We start from the raw sequence: 21402 nt of genomic DNA, 5'->3' as shown, positions 1-21402 counted from the left end.
ATTTATTAATTTAGTTAATCTATGATTATTTCAGAGTCCGGAAAATCTTGGCTAAGTTTATTGCTAATATACAAAAAACTTGTCACAGCACTTTGAAATGCTGTTGTTTCATCTTGAATTTTTTGGATACTTTCATCTCGTTTTTGACGCAATTCAGTTATTTTTTTGTCATTAGCTTCAACTTTTTTTTTGATTTTTGCCAAGACAAAATTATCAATTTGTTTGAAAATTTGTTTTTTAATCTCTATCTCTAGTTGTATATTGTCTGTATCCTCCTCTAGGTAATTTGATACCAAAAAATCAACAATCATATCAATCAATATACGGAACTTCAATATAGCCTTTAAGAAGTTATTGAGTAATTTATTAAATTCACTATCTTCTCCAATCTTTTCGTTACTAATAGCAATGAGTTTCTGAAGATTTACCTGAATCTCTTTCTCGAGAAGATCCGGTATCACACAAGACATAGGAACTTCCATGTGAAAAGGACGTGGAATTGAGCCAGCAATCTTTTTCATACTGCCATCAGGTTGAGGTGTTGCGAAACCAAAACCCACTGAACTTACTGGAATAAGGCGTACTGGAGAACTTTCTCTATTTCGTTCAAAAACTAATTTTTTAAACTCAGGAATTTTCAGGAGACGATTGCTTATTTCTTGTAAACCAAAATTATTTTCCAGCAAATCCCACTTGCTGACTACGAACTGAATTGGTGCTTGAGAATGCGACATCCACTTGATTAGTGCTGGTAAGTCTGTTTTTAAAAAATTATCCATCTTCTTGTCTTCATTGCTATTGCTCATTAATGCCTGGATTTTTTGACCATCTAAAAGACCCAAAATTGCATCAGCTTGTCTGATTATTGCTTCTAACTCATGAGCGTTTTCGTCGATCGCCGTTAATCGTCCGCCAGCATAATCAAAATAACTAAACTGACAAATTGGAAAGTTTTCCAGATTACGATTCTTGACACAACACGTAAATGTCCACTCGGATATCTCCTTATATTTCGTTGCCTCAGGCCAAATTCCCCCAGCGATCAAGTTTGTATAAATATCAGTCAGTAGCTTCTGTTGTGTGAAATCCTCAACTTCGAGATAGAACCCATGTTCTGTTTGGATGGATAGGGACTTAAACATACTGGCAAGGAATACAGTCTTGCCTGCACCAGATGCTCCTAAGGTTAATATTTTGTAAGTTTTCATGGTGTAAATGATAAGACGGCGTGAGGCAGAACCACCCTGATCCATCGGTGAGATGTAGCCGAACAAAGGCTCTTTTCAAAGCTGGGCTTATGGTCAGTATTCAGCTAATGCACTACCGCCTGAATCCTGAGTGGTGATAGCCAATTTTTAAGTATCTATAGACTTATCCGGCTAATCATCAAAAGTTATGCAGAAAATTTTAAGATCAGGTTGATTTCCCACAGGACTTATCAACCAAGACCCTTAATACTCCGTTTCTTCTTATCAGTCGCTGAAATTGGATATAGGTTTTTCAAACGAGTTGTATAATAAGAAATTGTCCAAAAAGTCAAGAGCCAAGAGGCAAGAAGCAAGAGGGGCAAGAGCTCCAGAGTTTTATAGGAACATCAAAAAAGACCTTATGAGTTTACATCTCAAATGAAAACGTTACATATTATGTCGTTTAATGCGTTCCCTTAGCGGCTGTGAAAGAGAATGGCAAAACTCAGCAAAAAGCGATCCGCTTTCCACTGAAATTACCCCAAGGGTAAATCATCCACCACTAAAAAATCTTGCAGTGAGATATCTCAATTCATGCCCTTATCTGTACCAAATTAAATTACCTTAAAATCAGAAATTGTTTCAATCCACACTCTAGCCCCACAATCTAAGGAATTATCAGGACGATACATAACGCGACAGCGGCCATTGACCTCCACTGTATGAGCGTAAATATTCTGAGAGCCGCGCTTTACTGTAATCACAGCATTGCGCTCCCCCGTCTTGAGATTGTTGCGAATGACCCTCTGATTAACATGGATCACAGCTTTAGTGTACTCCCTACGCTTTGACCAGTTCCGCTTCGGTCCGCGAGTACCAGGAGTGAGCACCGGCATACCATCAAACAGAGGAATCACCCAAGTTCTACCCACTTTATAAGCTCCGGTAACTCTGTCCTTGCTGATCAGGAAACGGAGGCGAGTGGCAGAAACACCTAGTAATTTAGCGGCTTGGGCGTTAGAAACAATCATGGCGATTAACCATTGCGTCAGCGGTGAAAGAATTATAACCGAAATTGGATTAACATGCAAGCGCTCAAAAAAAATTATTGCACTGACACACTAATTAGGATGACTCGGTCAGTGGCTCAAAAAAACTATTGCACTGACGCACTAAATTGTTCGGCAGCACATATAGCGCTACACGCAACGCAATAAAAAAGCGATCGCAAACTGCGCAGCGATGCTCTTAAGCCCAAAGGCCACGCTACGCGAACAGAGCCGCTACGCGATCGCAATTAGTTAGCGATCGCACAAATACAACTATTCTTCAAATCCCCCCCTTGTTAAGGGGGGTTAGGGGGGATCCCCCAGTCCAAAACTACTGCAACCCTTCCAACAACTGTTCCAACGCCCTATCGAGAGCTTCCCCTAACTTACTGCCATCTTTTCCACCAGCTTGAGCCAAGTTAGGTCGTCCACCGCCACCACCACCACATAATTTAGCGATCGCACCAATAAACTTCCCAGCCTGCAAGCCTTTCTGATTAACACCCTTACTAAAGGCTGCCACTAAACTCACCTTGTCGGGGCTAGGCACTGAACCCAACACTACCGCACTTTCTCCCAGCTTCTGCTGTAGCTGTTGAGCAACACTTTTTAAGCCCTCTGGTTCTACTCCCTCCATCTTGGCAATCAGAACCTTGAACTCACCGACTGACTTAGCTTCCGCCAACAACTGGTCAGATTTTGCCAAAGCCAATTGTTGCTTGAGGGCATCTAACTGTTTATTAGTAGCCTTGAGTTCCTGTTGTAAATTACTAATCCGCTCAGGTAACTCTTCCGGTTGTGCCTTAAAGCGATCGCATAAATCCTTAACCACCTTATCCCGCACATTCAGATAATCCAGCACCGCCGGTCCAGCCACTGCTTCTATCCGCCTAATCCCGGACGCCACCCCTGCGGAAGAGATAATCTTAAACACGCCAATCTCAGCAGTATTGTTGACATGGGTACCACCACACAATTCCATGGAGACACCAGGGAAATCAATCACCCTGACTTCATCGCCATACTTTTCCCCAAACATAGCGGTTGCGCCCTTAGCCTTAGCTTTTGTCAAAGGCATCACCTCCACATCTGCGGTATGGGCTTCACTAATCCAAGTATTAATTTGTGCCTCGATTTGCTCTAACTCTTCCGATGTCAGAGCGCGAGGGCAATTGAAGTCAAAGCGCAAACGGTCAAAAGCCACCAAAGAGCCTGCCTGAGAGATGCTTGGGTCAACAATTTTTTTCAGAGCCGCTTGCAGTAAATGGGTGGCACTATGGTTAGCTTGAACTCGACGGCGACAAGCCCGGTCAATTTGAGCCGTTACTGTTGTGCCTACCGCTAAATTTCCCCGTTCGACAGTACCGAAGTGGACAAAGAAATCCGATTCCTTCTGAACATCTTCGATCCTAACCAATACCGAATCCCCAGACAGATAACCGCGATCGCCTATTTGTCCCCCAGATTCTGCATAGAATGGGGTCTGATCCAAAATCACCTGGACCTTACTCCCAGCCCCAGCAGATTCCACCGACTTGCCATCAACTAGCAAAGCCTCTACCTTAGCCATGGACTGGGGTTGAGTATAACCCAGGAATGCCGTACTATCGATCTGTTCCCCTAGCTGATCTAAGCTACCCTGTACCGTTAAATCAATCGTTTCATGGGCAACTCTAGCCCGTTCCCGCTGCCGTTCCATTTCCACCTCGAAGCCATCGAGGTCTACCGTTAAGCCCTGTTCTTCAGCAATTTCCTCAGTTAATTCCACTGGGAAACCATAGGTATCATAGAGGGTAAACGCATCTGTGCCAGAAATCTGCTGAGGCTTCTTGGCCAAAATCTCAGCCAGCAGCTTCTCACCCCGTTCCAGGGTTTTCAGGAATTGAGACTCTTCCCGCTGCATTTCCGCTTTGATAGTTTTGTCCCGTTCCCGCACATTAGGATAAGCTGATTCAGATAATGCGATCGCTGTTTGAGCCACTTCCCAGGTAAATTCCCTATCAATCCCAATCAAACGGCCATGACGCACCACTCTACGCAGCAAACGGCGCAACACATAACCCCGTCCGGTGTTAGAAGCCGTTATCCCATCCGCGATCATATGAACAATTGCCCGGATATGGTCACCAATAACCTTCAGAGAAACCTTCGTCTTCTCATTACTCTTGCTATAGTTAACCCCAGCAATTTCCGCTGCGGTTTTTACAATCGGGAAAATTAAATCAGTTTCATAATTATTCGGCACTTGCTGGAGAATTTGCGCCATCCTCTCCAGTCCCATCCCCGTATCAATATTTTGCTTCTCTAACGGGGTGCGATTACCCTCCGCATCCTGGTTGTATTCCATGAATACCAGGTTATAGAACTCAATAAACCTGGTATCATCTTCCAAGTCAATGCTCTCGTCTCCCAGTTCTGGGTGAAAATCGTAGTAAATTTCCGAACACGGACCACACGGACCGGTCGGACCCGATTTCCAATAATTATCCTCCTCACCCAAGCGCTGGATGCGATGAGCTGGAATCCCAATTTTATCCCGCCAGATCCCAAACGCTTCGTCATCATCCCGAAAAACACTGACTACTAAGCGTTCTGGTGGCAAACCGAATACCTCTGTAGAGAGTTCCCATGCCCATGCGATCGCTTGTTCCTTAAAGTAATCCCCAAAACTAAAATTCCCCAGCATCTCAAAAAAAGTATGATGCCGTGCCGTGCGTCCCACATTCTCTATATCATTGTTGCGGATACATTTTTGGGCAGTAGTGGCGCGAGGGAATTCCGACTGACGTTGTCCTAGAAAAATCGGTTTAAACGGCAACATTCCCGCAATTGTCAGCAACACCGTCGGGTCTTCCGGTACTAGGGAAGCACTTGGCAATACCTGGTGTTGCCGTTGGGAGTAGAAATCGAGGAAAGTTTGCCGTATTTCGTTACCGCGCAAATAATTAGGGATATCGGGCATGGTTCTCTACAATTCAGCTTTAGGGTATGGGCTTATGGGAAGTAAAACCCTATCGCTATGTTTCTTAATTTACGTATGATCCATTCTGACATAGAAGCGAAGCTGAAAGCCCACCCTTGATAGGAGAGCAAACCATTGTGATGGTTGAAGGTTGGGAGGTTGGAGGTTGTTCGCGTAGCGTGGCCAATAGGCCAAGGTTGGTTGGTTGAAGGTTGGTTGGTTGAAGGTTGGTTGGTTGAAGGTTGGTTGGTTGAAGGTTGGTTGGTTGGAGGTTTGATGGTTGAAGATTAGAGGCTTAACAACTGAAAGCCGGATGTATAACTGGCAATCTGTAACGTTAAACCTGTTACATATAACCTGTAACCTTCAACATATAACCTGTAACGTTAAACCTGTTACATATAACCTGTAACCTTCAACCTGTAACCTTCAACCTTTCAACCTTCCAACCTTCAACCTTCATACTTCTCAATCAAATTGTTGCAGTGTGTAAAGACTCCTGAACTTTAACAACAAGTATTCGTAATCTCCAGAAAGTCGTGTTAGCTTTAAAGAGTGGAAGTCATCCTTCAGATAAGAACCTGAAGCCAAAAACCAAATGGGCATAGATAAGATGATTTCTAGCGGTCTATGACCCAGCCACAGTAGGCACCAATCGAACATAGCAAAAAGTGGCGAGAAACCAACAGAAGTTGGAGGAAGCCAAACCAAAGTCCGGAAAGACACGACTGTGTGAGATTAAGTATTAGGTGTATCTGTGTAGTTTGCCAACCATAGTAGTGATTCAAAACTGGTAGTCAGAAAGTTAACTCGTTGAAAATTTGTCTTTTTCCACTCGAATGGGTCTAGTCAATCCTGGCTAGGCCCTTTGAGTATTGGGGAAATGTATTGGGGAAATGTATTGGGGAAATGTATTGGGGAAATCCCAGACACATTAGAAATGATTGCTGTACCGTACCATTAAAGTTAATCAAATGTAAGCATTCAGCCGTCAGCTATCAGCCATCAGCTTCATAGTTCGAGATTAATGATAATTTCAAGTCTGGGGAAAAGCCCTTGGCCAATGACTGATAGCTGATAAGCGACACGCTGATAGCTGACAAAGCAATTAACACTTCACCCTTGACCCTACATGCTTCATACTTTTTCATCTAATCGTTGCAGTTTGTAAAGACTGATTAACTTTAACAACAAGTATTCGGAATCTCCAGAAGGCCGTGTTAGTTTTAAAGAGTGGAAGTCATCCTTCAGAGAAGAACCTGAAGCCAGAAACTAAATGGGCATAGATAAGATGATTTCTACCGGTCTATGACCCAGCCACAGTAGGCACCAATCGAACATAGCAAAAAGTGGCGAGAAACCAACAGAAGTTGGAGTAAGCCAAACCAAAGTCCGGAAAGACACGACTGTGTGAGATTTAGTATTAGGTGTATCTGTGTAGTTTGCCAACCATAGTAGTGATTCAAAACTGGTAGTCAGAAAGTTAACTCGTTGAAAATTTGTCTTTTTCCACTCGAATGGGTCTAGTCAATCCTGGCTAGGCCCATTGAGTATTGTCGTCAATCGATCTAAGTTATTGGTAAGGATTAACATTGCTACCTTGGGCTGCGAGGTTTAAGGGCAAGCTGATTAACGGCTGTAAGAAAAACTGATGGAGTATTGACTATGGCAGTAGTACAGTTAAAAGTTCCCAGTATTGCGTGTGATGTCTGTGCCAAGACCATTACCGAAGGTATACTCCAACAGGAGCCAGATTCTAAAGTCGCAGTGGATGTAACATCAAAGACGGTTAGAGTTGAAACCGAAGCATCTGAAGAGTCAATTAGACAGATCATAACGACTGTCGGTCACAGCGTGGAGTAAGCTACCAATTGACACTCCCCGCCCTGGAAGGACGGGGATTCTTGCTTGGCCTATGGCCACGCGATCGCGTTCAACGGGGTGACTTGTAAAACCCTTGCCGGAGCCAGGAAAAATAGAGGTGGATTCGACCCAAGCGTATTTGGTCTATGACCTAGGTTTCGGTGTGCCGGAAACGAAACCTGATCAGAGGGTCGCCTTAATAAAAAAGGTTAAAACTTTTTACACAAGCGCCGACTAACTATAAAGGCGACCCTCTGATTAAGGTAACTTCTAACCCCACCGTACCTAATCTAGTTAACAAGTTAGATAAACTTTTTCTTGATCTTATGTTTTCGGAGATCTCCAAATCTAAGAATTTGATGATGCAATAAGCTGATATCTTAGCTGATTTTTTACATCATCTACTTATTTTAATATCATGTTTATCTAGAACATTAATTGTTTTTTTCGTTAGGTTTTTATCTTAACACGATGCGAAAAAACCGTCAAGTCTTAATTTAACAAAAAGCCTACCGTAAGAGTTAAGAAGCCTTAATTAATAAGTTTTAACCCTTTTGCTCATAGCCTGCTCCCAATAAATGCTTCTTAACTCTGAGGCGCGCGTCTCCTATAAGGACGGGGCGCGATTACCCAAATTTTTTGGTAAGCTAGTGTGATTTCAATGGCCCTTTATTTTCTAAAGGCTCCTAGTTGGAACGAGCCGCACTTCGACAATACATCATTAATGTATATGTAAGTATTCAGCTATCAGCGTGTCGCGTATCAGCTATCAGCGTGTCGCGTATCAGCGTGTCGCGTATCAGCTAATGCGCACGCTACTTGAGGTGCTACAGATGGTGCTTTTGAATAAGCGATGCAGAGGTGCGACCCGTGGCGAATTTAATTACGGGTCAAACGCACCATTACGGTCTTGGGGAGGCAGCGCCGCCAAAGGGGGTTCCCCCCATGACCGCGCTGCCGTGGTTTCCCCCGGAGACAAAACCTTAGATAGGGTCGCCTTTATAGTTAGCAGGTTATGCAGAAAAGGGTTAAATATTTTTTAATAAGGCGACCCTATCTTACGGTAAATTCAAACCACTCGCGCTTGGGATCAAGACAACAGGTAAGCATTGGAATAATGCTGAGTTACTTTAGCTGACGGCTGACGGCTGACGGCTGACGGCTGACGGCTGACGGCTGAATGCTTACATTTATATTGTTTTGGTTAAATAGTGCTAGTTTACTAAGTATTAGTTAACTAGGTGTTGCGCATTTAAATTGGATATTATTCAGTTATAAAAAAAGGCGTTGCTGAATTAAGAAATGAATAGGAGTAGAGTGGGCATCCTGCCCGCGCGAAAATAAGGAGGAAACTGGCAAGATGCCAGTTCTAGCCAAGATGCCAGTTCTAGCCAAGATGCCAGTTCTAGCCAAGATGCCAGTTCTAGCCAAGATGCCAGTTCTAGCCAAGATGCCAGTTCCACAAAACTCTTGAAATCATTTGATTATTAAGCAACGCCCCTTAATCAATGGAGGCGCGCTTTCCGCGTGAAGAATTAAATTACGGGGTCGCGCCTCAAGTTTTAACCATGCATCTGCATAGCCTACCAACCATAAAGGCTCCCCTGTCTAAGGCGCGCGTCTCCGGGGGAAACCCCCAGTTCCGAAGCTGCATCCCTTCTTCAGGTGCGACCCGTGGCGAATTTAATAATTAGATGCGGAAAGCGCACCTAAGTTGTTTTCCTTTTCCTCTCCCTCTGGGTCGCCCCATGTTTGACCCTAATGTAAAAAACCTACCCCTGTGAGGGGGTTAGGGGACCGGTCCCCATTACCGATTAGCCATTACCGATTAGCCATTACCCATTACCGATTACCTATCTCCAAAGTAAAAAACCTACCCTTGTCAGTCTCCCCACCCTCCCTCTAATTATGGGTATTCAACCTGACTTGATATAGAGGTTAGTGGGAATAATAATGCTCTCACTTAGTTGAACAGTTAGGTGTTTTCACCATGTTCGATAAAGATTTAGAAAAATTACCCGGATACCAGGAAATTGCTACTGCCACTTGTGATAAAAACAAGAGAGTATTAGAGGAAAGTATAAATAGAATAATCCCTGTGCTCAGCTTCTGCTGAGTAACCCCTAATTAACTATGTGCCTAAGATGTGCCTAAGATGTGCCTAAGTTGGCTTTGGATTCATCGGGGATTAAACTAATTTTTGTTGTTATTCAGGTTTATATTCAACAAAACTCGTTAAGCTAAAAACGATATAACAATTATAAACGAGTTGTGAAAATCTAGAAACCCAAAATCATGGTATTATTGGCATCCTGGCCTCTTGATAGTTCACAACCTATTTATAATTGCTATATACAGTAATCTAGTTTAGAAATGATTGTTATAAGATCACCTAATTTATCAAAAGTTCCACAGCTCGTGATTCACAATCCATATCGGGGAGGGGAATCGGCAATGGGGAATTGGTAACTGATCCAACTGTACTTGAGCTCCTAAACGATAGTCAGCAATAGGATCAATTTATCTAGTTATCTAGCATCAATCTATTCCATAGCCAATCCCATATACTAGACATCTCCAAAAATTAACCTCAAACCCTTGCACTGCCTGGGTCAAAACCGAGTTTCTGGAGATGTCTACTGGTGAATTTAGAGCAAAACGTATTAGCTAATACTTTCTTGAAGAAGTAGCAGTGTTAAGATTATTAATTCCGGGTGAATGTATTAGCTCTGTAGAGCTAACTATAAATAAAAACGATGCTTCTATAAATGCTTCTATATTAGTGGTAGGAAATAAACAGTTTATCACTACATTTGTGAAGCGGACTTGCTATATAAGGTCTAGCACTTTCGAGGTATCTTTGGAACTTGATGATGTCATACAACACATCAAGACTAGACAACCCGCTATTTTAATTTTGCAGGCAACCCAGGTGGCTAGTTTACAACTATGTCGTCAAATTAAAGAACAAAAGCTGCTCGGTTGGATATACTGCATTTTGATCAATGACTTGCCCGAAATAGCGATTACAGCAATGGGACTAGACCCAAACTGGGAGTTAAGAGAATGTGCTCAAGCCCTAGAAAACGGTGCAGATGCCTACTTACGGATCAGTTCAATCAGTAATCAAGACTCAGCCATAGCTGTAGCAGAAAATCGGTTGCTTAAGGCACAAATTCAGGCAGGGTTACGAGGAGTGCGACTATACCGGGAAGCAATGCACACTAATGATTTCCTATCAAGGATAGCATTGGTTGATCCCTTGACAGAATTGAGCAATCGTCGGGCAATGGAATCGGAGTTACCCCGACAAGTCAAAAATGCGTTTAGTCAATCAAGGCCCCTGAGTCTGATTATCCTAGATGTAGACTATTTCAAGTCCATCAACGACAACTACGGACATCCGGTAGGCGATCGCGCTCTCAAGCTACTGGCAAGTCGTCTCAAACATAACCTACGTATTCAAGATTCCCTCTTTCGTTATGGTGGAGAAGAGTTTGTGATCATTCTTAGTCACACTGACTGTGAAGAAGCCCGAGCAGTGGCTAACCGAGTGCGACATATTATTAGCGATCAACCGTTTCAGATTGATAGAAGATTGGTGCTCCCAATTACCATTAGCTTGGGTGTTGCTGCCCTTAACAATACGGACGACCATAGAGGGGAAAGCCTACTGCGATCTGCTGACCAGAACCTACGGATCGCTAAATCTAATGGTCGCAATCAGGTGTATTGTTGTTGCAATCGCTAATTTTCACGTAAATTGCTGACTCAAAACCACTGGCTTGTGGACAGTAATTTTTTTCTTGTGAATCGAAATCATGTCTTTTTCCCGTAGGTCTCCCAGTAGACGGGTGACAGTAACCCGAGTCGAACCGATAGCTTCTGCGATCGCTTGATGGGACAACTTCAGTTCAATGGTAATCCCATCCCCACAGGGTATGCCAAAGTCACGGCAGAGAATTAATAGAAAACTAACCAATCGAGACTCCATATCCCGATGAGCTAGGGTTTCGATCATCATTTCCGTCTGTAATATCCGAGACGATAGCCCCCGTAACATCAACATTGATAATTCCGGGTTTTCCTTCAGTGCTTTTTCGACCTGGTCAATCGGGGAAGAGAGTAACTCTACAGTTGTAAAGGCAACTGCATGGTAGAACCGATCAGATTGGTGACCAGTAATCAGAGACAGAACACCGAAAACCGTATTTTCTCGCAGCAGTGCTACAGTAATTTCTTCCCCTACTTCGTATACTCTAGAAAGTTTTACAGCACCTTTTAGCAAAAAGTAAACCCGTTCAGCTGGATCTCCTGGGAAGAAAATCGTCTTACCTCGCTCATAGGTTTCTACGACTGGTGGAAACGCTCCTCTACCAATCTGACGAAACACAGCCGCTAGTGGTGTATCCTGCGTCACAACCCTATCCATATCTATTTCTTTGTACAAATGCCCCTATCTATTTACATTTAAGAGACTTCCGGGGATTTTAAGCCACGGATTACCTCATTAATCTGGTATATTTAGGCTATTTTAGCGGATTTTAAACAGTTTTCTTGAGTTTGTTGTGAACTGCTACAACCGTTTCCAATTCCCCTTGCCCATCAATTTCGGCGGTGGGACCGGTGGCCAATTTAATTTGCCTAGGTCAAGGGCACCGGGCAAGTTTTGAGCTAATTTGCCAACAGGCCAACAGTATTAACTGCTAGTCTATATCTTAGCAAGCTCTTGACTTGATTTTCCCTTAACCCCGTCAGGTAGAAGCGGCAATTCGTAGCAATCATCGTGGCATAGACAAATTTATTTCCCACTACTTAATATCAATCTGAGCTAATTTTTTGTAAAAATTGCTACCAAAAACCAAAAATCTCAGGAGGTAAGCCTGAAGGTCAAAAGCAATGCAACGCTGACCTGTGGGGTTTCCCCCACAGGTCAGCGTTGCATCAAGACATGGAGCTGAAAAACTCAATGTTGCTGCATTCAGGGATATAATAGCTGGGCTGTCATACACGGCTAAGTAACCTTCAACCCTGACTCATAGCGCGACTCAACCTAAAAACCATGCTCGATCTCAACGGAAAAAATGCTTTTGTCACTGGCATCGCCAACAACCGCTCCATTGCTTGGGGGATCGCCCAACAGTTGCACAACGCGGGGGCAAATTTAGGTGTGAACTTTTTGCCTGACGAAAAAGGTCGCTATGAGAAAAAAGTTCGAGACCTGGTAGAGCCCCTCGAACCTAGCATTATCATGCCCTGTGATGTCCGAAACGATGCCCAAATTGAAGCGATTGCAGATGCGATCGCAAAACAATGGGGCAGACTGGACATCCTGATTCACTGTTTAGCCTTTGCCAATAAAGAAGATCTATCGGGAGAGTTTAGTCAGACATCCCGTGAGGGGTTTTCCCTAGCCTTAGACATTAGCACTTACTCCCTCAATCGACTAACAGCGGCTTGGAAGCACTTGATGACTGATGGCGGTAGCATTGTCACCCTCAGCTATCTGGGGGGTGTTAAAGTAATTCCCAATTATAATGTGATGGGTGTTGCTAAAGCAGCACTGGAAATGAGTGTTCGTTACCTGGCAGCAGAACTCGGACCTCAAACGATTCGGGTCAATGCTATCTCCGCAGGGCCAATCCGGACCTTAGCCTCTTCAGCAGTTGGGGGGATAATGGATATGATTCATCATGTAGAGAAAGTAGCACCACTGCGCCGCACGGTTACTCAGGAAGAAGTGGGTAAAGCAGCTGCTTTCTTGTGTAGTGATTTAGCCAGTGGCATCACTGGTCAGGTTTTATATGTAGACGCTGGTTACGAAATAATGGGCATGTAGGTGACATACTCCCACACTGACCTATCGGTTCAGTGTGGGCTTCTTACCAACTCCAGCTATTGCTTAGGATACACGGGTTACTTTATTAACGACACGGGATGCCCCGACCCGCCGGAACAATACAATAAGTTCTATTTTTAAGCACGTAGGTGGCGGTTAGCTCTTAATTTGTCTTCCCTACTATATCTAGTATAAACGATATAAACCCTGTCCGCAATTGATCTCACACTCATGCTGCCCATGTTCGTTGTGAGGCAATTGAGCGGATGAAGTTAAGTTAGACAGGAGCAAAGATGTAATGCAAGTAAGCAATAACCGGACGCAGATCGAGAGCGGACCGATAATTCTCAACACTCAAGAGTCTACGTTAAAGGCGCGAACAGCTTCAGTCAGGCGTACTACTGGGGAAACTGATGTACAAGTGTCACTGAATTTAGATGGTACAGGTATCTGCACCGCTAATACAGGCATCCCATTTTTAGACCATATGCTGCATCAAATCTCTTCCCATGGACTGATTGACTTGGAGGTGCAGGCAAAGGGAGACCTAGAAATTGATGATCACCACACTAACGAAGATGTTGGGATTACCCTAGGGCAAGCCTTGGCAAAAGCATTAAGCGATCGCAAAGGAATTTTCCGCTTCGGTAATTTCCTGGCTCCCCTCGATGAGGCATTGATTCTGGTATCTCTAGATTTTTCTGGACGTCCTCACTTAAGCTATGGCTTGGAAATTCCTACCCAGCGTGTCGGAACCTATGATACCCAACTGGTGCGAGAGTTTTTTGTTGCACTGGTTAACCATAGTCAGCTCACCCTACATATCCGCCAACTAGATGGCATCAATTCACATCATATTATTGAAGCGACATTCAAGGCATTGGCCAGAGCAATGCGCATGGCTGTGGAAATTGATCCTCGTCGTGCAGGGATGATTCCAAGCTCTAAGGGGGTTTTGTAAAAGCTATCCGGAAATCCTAAAAGTTGATAACAAACAAAAAGCCATGGGACTAAGAGTTCCACAGCTTTTAGACTGGTCTAAGGAGCATTAACTACATTTGATCTTAGAGTAAGCTAACCGTGGGCATAGTCCTCGTAACAGTTTTGGTAACGAATTGACTACTCTCGTCGCTAAATCAAATATTATAGCGAGAGATTTCTAAGAACATAAATCCTTACTGGCGCGCGCCAAATAGCCTCTACACTCTGAGATCAAATCATTGATTTTACTTGTCTTTTGGCTTACGCTTCTAGCAGCGGTGCGCTTGACCCGTAATTAAATTACGGGTCAAGGGCACCGTGAGGCTTTTCAGCTGGCGCGCAAATCGGCACTTTATAGTTGATTAATTATCTCTATCTACTAGTAAAAATTATCAATAATCGCAAGAGTTTCCGTCTCCAATTCCCCGGAGACGCGCGCCTTAGATCGGGTCGCCTGATTACAAAAGACTTAACCCTTTTATTTTATGCAAGACCTTTCGCGGAGCGGCTATGGGCGAGCATCACCCATAAAGGCGACCCGATCTTACGGTAACTTCTAACCCGCTAACCCTTACTGGCAGTGCCAGACGCTGCTTAACACGGGTATAACGGGAGTCCCCAAGGAGATTGAATGATGGTTTTGACTCAGCTATATTCCAAACGAGGATTTACCAAAGGGCACCAGGATTGTGCTAATCCTCATAGATTCAAACGACTAGTGCCCTAGTGCTGACGCTAACCAACCAATTCTAGGCAGCCAGCCCCCCAAGGTGCATCATTCAGACCTAGCCAAAGTCCAAGATTGCACCCTTGAGTTTTAGAAAAATCTGGGATTATGTGGTCTAATTTTGGTTGATTTAATTTCATTATGATTCTGGTGTTTCAGCTCAGTGGCAATGATTAGCTGATCAAGGGTGCAGTTGAGCTTTTCCATCATTAACTTAGTCTGCCAAAAGGAGAGCTTAGGCTGCATTTTACCCCTTTCCCAAATGGAAATGGTTTTTTGGGTTACTCCAAGAGCCTCAGCAAGTTCTCGCTGAGTTAAGCCAACTTGCTGGCGCAACTTTAGTAGTGTTATGTCATGATGTTCACGTAGCATTATAGTTTACTATATAATATTGTCCAACGCCATATCATCAACGGTATAAACAAACAAAAACACATAATGGCAGGTAGCCAAAAGCTGCTTTTGCTTTTTGAAACCTAATCATAACGGTTCCAAGTTATTTACCCCAGCCATCCTTAAATCTACAAATAACAGCTCAATCCGTTATACGTCATCCACATCCAGTCAAATATGGTTCCTGCTTGGCTGATGGATCGGTTGCTTTAATCCCAAAAAGCCATCACTCAACTAAAATACTTAGAGACAAAACTTAGTTGACATTTTACGGCACAACACGCTACTATAAGTATGTTGTCAAAGTTAGTCAGGTGACCAAGTATCTTAAACCTAAAGAAGCTTCTGAGTTACTAGGCGTTAACGTCAGGACTTTAGCTAGATGGGAAAAGGCCGGAATTATCCAAGCAATTAAAACACCATCAGGACAACGGAGATATGATGTAGAATCCTATACTCACTCCTTCAGTGTCAAAAAAGAAACAGTGCTTTATTGTCGAGTTTATAGTCATGCTCAGAAGCCAGATTTAAACAGGCAAGTGGCCCAATTGCAAGCTTTATACCCAGAAGCCAGAACTATTAAAGAAGTTGGTGGAGGATTAAACTTTAAGCGAAAAAAACTACTAGCACTTCTCAGTCAAATTCTTAAAGGTGAAGTCAGTCGAGTAGTTGTTGCTCATAAAGATAGGCTGGCTCGATTTGGTTTTGATTTGTTTAACTGGCTTTGTGAACAAAATAAGTGTGAGTTGATTGTTCTCAATGAAAAAGAACTTTCACCACAAGCAGAAATGGTAGAAGATATCCTGGCAATTCTTCACTGTTTTTCAAGTCGATTGTATGGACTAAGAAAATACAAGACTCTGTTGAATAATGATCCCGAATTATGCAAAGAGCCTTCAAAACCAAGTTAAAACTGAATAACAAACAGAAAACCTTAATGGCTCAACACGCCGGTTATTCAAGATGGATTTGGAATTGGGCACTTCGGATGTGGAACTCCGCTTATAAAGAGGGACTAAAACTGTCAACTAACAAGCTCAAAAAGTTTTATACCAATCACATCAAGCCTGATTATCCCTGGCAGTCTACCCTAAGTTCAAGAGTTTATCAGTTTGCTTTTCTGCACTTAGGTGAAGCATTCAAGCGCTTTTTTAAAGGTACGGCTCAACATCCTAAATTTAAGAAAAAAGGACGAAATGATCGCTTTACCATTGATAACTGCGGTAAGGTTATGGTTTTTGAAGGGAGAAGGTTAAAGCTTCCCTTTATTGGATGGGTTAGGACTTATGAAGCTTTACCTGAAATACAGACTAAACGAATAACCATCAGTCGAGTGGCGGACTCTTGGTATTTGTCTGTAGCTTATGAGTTTGACCCCGAACCTACAGTTAAAACCCGAGACTATTTAGGTGTTGATGTTGGGGTAAAAGTTCTCGCGACTTGCTCAGATGGAACTGTATTTCCTAATCCTAGAGCGTACAAAAAGGCTCAAAAGAAGATAGCATTACTTCAGCGACAATTGGCTAGAAAAGAAAAAGGCTCTAAGAATAGGGATAAGGCCAGATTGAAACTAGCCAAAACGTACCAACGAGTCACTAACATCCGGAAAGATGCCATCGATAAATTAACCTCCTGGCTTAGCAAGAACCACGCTGTCATAGGGTTAGAAGACTTGAATGTGTCCGGTATGTTGAAAAATCATAAACTAGCAGGTGCTATTGCTGATTCTGCCTTCTATGAGATTCGTCGCCAACTGGAATATAAATCCGAATGGTACGGCTGTGAATTAGTGTTTGCCGATCGGTTTTTTCCATCCTCTAAAACCTGTTCTAGTTGTGGAAACAATCAAGAAATGCCACTAACACAACGAGTTTTTAGCTGCTTCGCTTGCGGTGCCGTCAAGGACAGAGATTACAACGCAAGTGTGAATTTACAGCATTTAGCCGAGGGCTTCTTGGTGATAGCCTGTGTAAGTGAGTAGGGCCGACCCCTCACGCAACCCAAGTTTTTGGAAGAAGCAGGAAGTAAACGTTAACGTGCTGATTATACCGCGTTATATCAGTTTTACAAAGCAGCAGAATAGAGAAGACTTAGGTCAGCGGCGGTTGGATTAAACGGCGCTCACCTAAGCGCGAATTTAATTCAACGACTGTAAGCGCACCGGGTAGGTATCAGCTGACCTGCTCTGCTGATAGAATGCCACCAAAGCTATTGATTTGATTTATCTTGGCGCGTGATTAATAACAGTCGAAGTAAAGCTTAAGACATATTTCTGCTCCGAACGCGCCCCGCGTGGCCTACGGCCTTAGTCCCTACTCCCTGCTCCCTTTCAACCAAAATACTCTGTCCTCAACTATACTTCGGTTGCTGCTATATGTGAGAGTCACCAAGCTGAAAACCACGCCTCTTCAGAGCGTGGATGAAAGCTCGAGAGCGACTTTAGTCGCCGTGAAAAAAAAAGATTGTAAGCTTCCCTAATCTTCTCCTTGCCTGTGTAGAATAAAGTATTATAGAGTACAGGCTGAAAAACCGCTAGGACAGCTGGAATAGGGAACCAAGTTTGACCGCCTAGAAAGTAGTAATGCTCAGAGGGTAGGGAAAATCCTCTCTAAAAACCCAATCGTCAACCAACAATTGACGTGTGAACCTAGAACAGAAAACTTTCCAAGAAAAACCGGTGCGCTTTCCGTTGGCGAATTGAATTTGCCACAGATTGCACCGTAGTGTACGGTGGGGCACACCGAAACATGGGGAAAAGAGTCGGCACTCTCAAGAAAGTACCTGAACGCCTAAGGAGAACTGCCCTCTAGGTCTGCCGTGAATTAACTGGGTATTTGGTAGTTTTCTACCGATATTTGGTTAAGTATTGCTTCTCCCGAAGACACGACGGTTTAAGGTGGTTCGCTGATCTAGGAATCCCCACGTCTTTAGACGGGGGAGTGTCAACTTGGTTTCAAATCCTGTACTGAAATAGTCTTATGACCGCTGCAACTCCCTTAGCTAATGCTCCCGATTTATCTACCGATAACTACCTGGTGGTGGGCTTAGCCACCTGCTTTATCAAAGAAGAGGGGGAAGTTCATCAAGTTCAAATTATTGAACCCATCCCCTCAGCCTCCCTAGAAGCACTGCTTAAAAGCGTTCCTACATCTTACTCAGTGGCTTTTGGTACAACTCTAGGTCAAGTAATCTCAGGGGATAGCCTTGTCAAACCCGCTGAGTTTCCAGAGGATGCTCAGTTTTGCGATGATTTTACTAACCGAGCCCTCGCGGCTGCACGCACTTACAAGAGTTGTCCAGAAGCGATCGCTCATATTCCCCTCGGCACAACGTTTGATAACTTCAACTTTTCCACAGAACGCAAGCGGTTGCTAAATATGCAGCGAGTTGTTACTAAGGAAGATAATGTAAAACAGCATGAGTACACTCACAAGGTTCTCTAATCGTTAATCCATTAGTCCTTAGTTAATTGAAACAAGACTTAGGCTTGCACCCGTTGCTCAAGCCTAGTGTATGGGATATGGGCATTGTTGTATGGGCGCTATGGTCTTAACAATTATCCTTTGACCAATCACTAAGGACTAACGACTATTTCTCTAACAACTTCCAGCCACCATCCCAGTCATCGTTAGGAGGTTCTTGAAGAAAACGCTGACAACGGCTCAGGTGCAATACAGACGCTTGGTCATGTTTGTCATATTTTTGTAGAATGGTGCCAAACTCACCCATGGCGAGGGCGAACTGTCGCTGGAGGTAATACTGACGGCCTTTGTAGTAATGTTCAATGATTCGTGCTTTGTCCTCCGAAATCGGTTCAGATTTTAGGCCCACCAGTTCATAAATGGATACTGGCTTGGTCTTGCCCTTAACAATTACCTTGTCCAATTCCCTAGCCCAGATCTGGTCAGCACAGGCTCTGTAAGTATTTTCACTAATTAGGATGTCACAACCGTATTGCTTGCTAGCCGTTTCCAAGCGAGCACCTAAATTGACTCCATCACCAATAGAGGTAAACTCCATTCGTTTAGTCGAACCCATATTACCACTAATGACGCTATCGGAGTTGATGCCAATGCCGATCTTTAAAGGTTTTCGATTAGCTTTAACACGTTGCTGATTAAACTCTTTGAGACGTTGGCGCATCTCTAAGGCTGTTTGCACTGCTCTCCAAGCATGATCCTCTTGGGGCAAGGGCGAACCAAAAACAGCCATAATCGCATCCCCAATGTATTTGTCGAGGGTACCTTTATATTCAAAAATTGCATCCACCATCGACTCAAAATAGTCGTTTAGCATACCCACGACCTCTTCTGCCTTTAAACTTTCGCTCAAAGCAGTATAGCCACGAATATCCGAGAACAGAACTGATACCTCTTTGCGATCGCCTCCTAATTTATGGTCATCGAGCTTAAGTAATTCCTCTGCTAACTCCTGGGTCATGTAGCGATACATGGTAGTCTTGAGGCGTTTTTCATCACTAATGTCATCCATGACTACCAACGCACCATAGACATGGGTTTGATCACTGGCATCAGCAATAGAGTTAATCGAGAGATTCACACAATGCTTGGTTGATTCTAACCCCTGTGAGATCAGGGTTTGGTCGGGGTAGTACTGACGGCTGTCTTTTTCTGTCTTGGCAGTTAAAGCGTTCTGGAGCCATTGAGCAAAATTTCCCCCTTTGATGTTAATCAACTGACTAACCGATAACCCCTCCAATCTGTCTCCAGGGTAATACCCCAGCAATTTCTTGGCACTTTCATTGGTAGCGATAATCTTACCGGTTTTATCGGTGGAAATAACCCCATTACTGAGACTGCGCAGCATATCCCGCTGAATTTGTTCCTGCTGTTTGATGGTGGCAAAAAGTTTCGCTCGCTGTATGGCTACCCCAGCTTGAATATTGAAGGCTTTCATGTATTCTTCATCAATGCGATTAAAACTTGCTTGCCAGCATTCGGGAGCTTTAGGCCAATCATTCGGATTGTAGGGCTCAAAGTCACCGGTCTTTTTCTTGTTGACTAGTTGGGTGACACCTATTAACTCTTGATTGGAGTTATACACTGGCATACACAAGAGGCTACAGGTGCGATAACCAGATTCCTGATCAACTTTTTTGGAATTGTATGAATTGGGATGATCATATAGGTCAAAAGGAATATTTAGAGCTTCACCTGTTTGAGCTACCTTGCCGGCAAAGCCAACCCCCATTAGGATCCGGATTTCTTGGGAGGAACCATCCGCTTGGGGAATTTGCGCCCACAGTTCATTACGTTCTCGGTCAATGAGCCACAGGGTACTACGGTCGGCTTTCATCAGCGTTTTCGCCTCATCCATCACCCGCTTGAGGGTTTCGTCTAGATCCAAACTGCTGAGATTGAGGGATTCTGTAGCTTTGATCAGTGCTGTTGCTGCTCTTTGTCTCTGGGTAGCTCGGTACAACGACTTCGAAGATTCTAGAACCAGCCGCATCGAAGGGGCAAAATCCTTAAACAGTTTTTGATCTTCGTCAGTAAAGCCCTGTTGATCAATTTTTTCCTTTAAGGAAGCGTTCTGTCTATAGGAATTTTTGACCTTATTCAGTAATTGGACTACGGCAACTAAATCTCCCTGTCGATTCAACAGGGGCAATGCTAGCAGGGTATAGGTGCGATATCCAGTTTTTTTGTCAGACTTTTTGGCAGTGTTAGAACGAGAGTCATCATAAAAATCGTAGGGAACGTTAACCACCCGTTTGAAAGTAGCTACTTCACCAACAATGCCCTGATCAGCTGGAAATCGCAGTTCTCCTAAGGTGTTGTTTCCCTCTCCCTTTGCCACTACCGACCAAAGTTCCTTCTTGTCTTCATCCAGAAAAAATATTGTTACTCGGTCGGCATTCATTAACTCTGCCGTCTTGATAGTAATCGCAGTCAAAATCTCCTGGAGAACCTTCTCAAAATCTTGGTTTTCCAGTAGAGCTTCCAGCATCGACAGGGTTTGATTGACGATCTGGAGTGCCTTCTCTACACTTGGGACTACTTGTTTTAAACTTTTCCGGTTTAAAGGTGCCAGAAAGTTAGATATCCCTTGTCCCGCCGCAACTAGCGAACCGGCTGCTGAGGAATTTGCCTCAGATATGCTCCCCTTTTCCACCTGATTTGAATTGTGTTGATCAACAGATGCAGCTACCATAGAATTATCCTGCGCTAAAGCTTTGGTTTTGCTGAAGCGGTCTAATGATGGCGTGTTTTTGATACTTATTTACTCTTACATTGATACTTATTGACTCGTCAGAGCCAGTTAACCGAATTGATCTGAGTTTAAGGCTAATCTGTTGATTACCTAGAGAGCACCTTCTATGCTGGCCGCTGAGTAGATTTTTTCTGATTGAGAGTTAAATATGGCCTGACTGGATTATA

General features: G+C 43.6%; 15 protein-coding genes. 7 read left to right on the top strand and 8 right to left on the bottom strand.

Annotation, left to right across the window (positions count from 1 at the left end; translation table 11 throughout):
• Window positions 1-14 precede the first annotated feature (14 nt).
• The 4 genes from F6K63_RS13635 to F6K63_RS13620 all read right to left on the bottom strand — a co-directional run bounded on the left by F6K63_RS13635 (window position 15) and on the right by F6K63_RS13620 (window position 5393).
• Window positions 15-1253 (bottom strand): hypothetical protein, encoded by a 1239-nt coding sequence (locus F6K63_RS13635; protein ID WP_287312361.1) that lies wholly within the window; start codon window positions 1251-1253, stop codon window positions 15-17.
• 548 nt (window positions 1254-1801) lie between these two features.
• Complete coding sequence (locus F6K63_RS13630) at window positions 1802-2218, bottom strand: helix-turn-helix domain-containing protein (RefSeq protein WP_287312360.1); 417 nt, start codon at window positions 2216-2218, stop codon at window positions 1802-1804.
• Between the two features lie 349 nt (window positions 2219-2567).
• Window positions 2568-5198, bottom strand: coding sequence for an alanine--tRNA ligase (gene alaS / locus F6K63_RS13625; protein ID WP_287312359.1), 2631 nt, complete (start codon window positions 5196-5198; stop codon window positions 2568-2570).
• A 69-nt stretch (window positions 5199-5267) separates the two neighbouring features.
• On the bottom strand, window positions 5268-5393 hold the full coding sequence (locus F6K63_RS13620) for a hypothetical protein (protein ID WP_287312358.1): 126 nt from the start codon (window positions 5391-5393) through the stop codon (window positions 5268-5270).
• A 1470-nt stretch (window positions 5394-6863) separates the two neighbouring features.
• Between F6K63_RS13620 and F6K63_RS13615 the strand changes: the two genes are divergently transcribed.
• Window positions 6864-7061 (top strand): heavy-metal-associated domain-containing protein, encoded by a 198-nt coding sequence (locus tag F6K63_RS13615; protein ID WP_008181598.1) that lies wholly within the window; start codon window positions 6864-6866, stop codon window positions 7059-7061.
• A gap of 1295 nt (window positions 7062-8356) precedes the next feature.
• On the opposite strand, the gene F6K63_RS13610 is transcribed toward F6K63_RS13615, so the two are convergent.
• On the bottom strand, window positions 8357-8524 hold the full coding sequence (locus F6K63_RS13610; RefSeq protein ID WP_154659719.1) for a hypothetical protein: 168 nt from the start codon (window positions 8522-8524) through the stop codon (window positions 8357-8359).
• A gap of 1229 nt (window positions 8525-9753) precedes the next feature.
• On the opposite strand from F6K63_RS13610, the gene F6K63_RS13605 reads away from it, so the two are divergent.
• Window positions 9754-10812: a GGDEF domain-containing protein gene (locus F6K63_RS13605; RefSeq protein WP_229414399.1), complete on the top strand. Its 1059-nt coding sequence runs from the start codon at window positions 9754-9756 to the stop codon at window positions 10810-10812.
• Between the two features lie 3 nt (window positions 10813-10815).
• On the opposite strand, the gene ntcA is transcribed toward F6K63_RS13605, so the two are convergent.
• Complete coding sequence (ntcA, locus tag F6K63_RS13600) at window positions 10816-11493, bottom strand: global nitrogen regulator NtcA (RefSeq protein WP_008181591.1); 678 nt, start codon at window positions 11491-11493, stop codon at window positions 10816-10818.
• 630 nt (window positions 11494-12123) lie between these two features.
• On the opposite strand from ntcA, the gene fabI reads away from it, so the two are divergent.
• Both fabI and hisB read left to right on the top strand, forming a co-directional pair.
• A complete protein-coding gene (fabI, locus tag F6K63_RS13595; RefSeq protein ID WP_008181587.1) occupies window positions 12124-12900 on the top strand; it encodes an enoyl-ACP reductase FabI in 777 nt (258 codons plus the stop codon).
• Window positions 12901-13198: 298 nt separating this feature from the next.
• Window positions 13199-13861, top strand: a complete 663-nt coding sequence (gene hisB / locus F6K63_RS13590) for an imidazoleglycerol-phosphate dehydratase HisB (RefSeq protein ID WP_287265705.1) — start codon at window positions 13199-13201, stop codon at window positions 13859-13861.
• A gap of 837 nt (window positions 13862-14698) precedes the next feature.
• On the opposite strand, the gene F6K63_RS13585 is transcribed toward hisB, so the two are convergent.
• Window positions 14699-14980: a helix-turn-helix domain-containing protein gene (locus F6K63_RS13585; protein ID WP_008181583.1), complete on the bottom strand. Its 282-nt coding sequence runs from the start codon at window positions 14978-14980 to the stop codon at window positions 14699-14701.
• 335 nt (window positions 14981-15315) lie between these two features.
• On the opposite strand from F6K63_RS13585, the gene F6K63_RS13580 reads away from it, so the two are divergent.
• The 3 genes from F6K63_RS13580 (at window position 15316) to F6K63_RS13570 (ending at window position 18444) form a co-directional block, all read left to right on the top strand.
• A complete protein-coding gene (locus F6K63_RS13580) occupies window positions 15316-15912 on the top strand; it encodes an IS607 family transposase (RefSeq protein WP_044492524.1) in 597 nt (198 codons plus the stop codon).
• On the top strand, window positions 15885-16982 hold the full coding sequence (locus F6K63_RS13575; protein WP_008181581.1) for an RNA-guided endonuclease InsQ/TnpB family protein: 1098 nt from the start codon (window positions 15885-15887) through the stop codon (window positions 16980-16982). Before F6K63_RS13580 ends, F6K63_RS13575 begins: the two co-directional genes overlap by 28 nt.
• A gap of 997 nt (window positions 16983-17979) precedes the next feature.
• Window positions 17980-18444, top strand: coding sequence for a hypothetical protein (locus F6K63_RS13570; RefSeq protein WP_008181580.1), 465 nt, complete (start codon window positions 17980-17982; stop codon window positions 18442-18444).
• 145 nt (window positions 18445-18589) lie between these two features.
• On the opposite strand, the gene F6K63_RS13565 is transcribed toward F6K63_RS13570, so the two are convergent.
• The gene (locus F6K63_RS13565; RefSeq protein ID WP_008181579.1) at window positions 18590-21175 is read right to left on the bottom strand and encodes a GAF domain-containing protein; all 2586 of its coding nucleotides are present in this window, start codon (window positions 21173-21175) and stop codon (window positions 18590-18592) included.
• Window positions 21176-21402: the final 227 nt, after the last annotated feature.

It is taken from the genome of Moorena sp. SIO1G6, assembly GCF_010672795.1.
Taxonomy (GTDB): Bacteria; Cyanobacteriota; Cyanobacteriia; order Cyanobacteriales; family Coleofasciculaceae; genus Moorena; species Moorena producens.
This window is presented reverse-complemented; position numbering and strand designations above follow the sequence as displayed.

Excerpts from the sequence above, each read along its gene's own strand:
- fabI (WP_008181587.1), top strand. The coding sequence starts at position 12,124 with ATGCTCGATCTCAACGGAAAAAATGCTTTTGTCACTGGCATCGCCAAC.
- F6K63_RS13630 (WP_287312360.1), bottom strand. The coding sequence starts at position 2,218 with ATGATTGTTTCTAACGCCCAAGCCGCTAAATTACTAGGTGTTTCTGCC.
- alaS (WP_287312359.1), bottom strand. The coding sequence starts at position 5,198 with ATGCCCGATATCCCTAATTATTTGCGCGGTAACGAAATACGGCAAACT.
- F6K63_RS13565 (WP_008181579.1), bottom strand. The coding sequence starts at position 21,175 with ATGGTAGCTGCATCTGTTGATCAACACAATTCAAATCAGGTGGAAAAG.
- F6K63_RS13635 (WP_287312361.1), bottom strand. The coding sequence starts at position 1,253 with ATGGATCAGGGTGGTTCTGCCTCACGCCGTCTTATCATTTACACCATG.
- F6K63_RS13575 (WP_008181581.1), top strand. The coding sequence starts at position 15,885 with ATGCAAAGAGCCTTCAAAACCAAGTTAAAACTGAATAACAAACAGAAA.
- F6K63_RS13585 (WP_008181583.1), bottom strand. The coding sequence starts at position 14,980 with ATGCTACGTGAACATCATGACATAACACTACTAAAGTTGCGCCAGCAA.
- F6K63_RS13615 (WP_008181598.1), top strand. The coding sequence starts at position 6,864 with ATGGCAGTAGTACAGTTAAAAGTTCCCAGTATTGCGTGTGATGTCTGT.
- hisB (WP_287265705.1), top strand. The coding sequence starts at position 13,199 with ATGCAAGTAAGCAATAACCGGACGCAGATCGAGAGCGGACCGATAATT.
- ntcA (WP_008181591.1), bottom strand. The coding sequence starts at position 11,493 with ATGGATAGGGTTGTGACGCAGGATACACCACTAGCGGCTGTGTTTCGT.
- F6K63_RS13570 (WP_008181580.1), top strand. The coding sequence starts at position 17,980 with ATGACCGCTGCAACTCCCTTAGCTAATGCTCCCGATTTATCTACCGAT.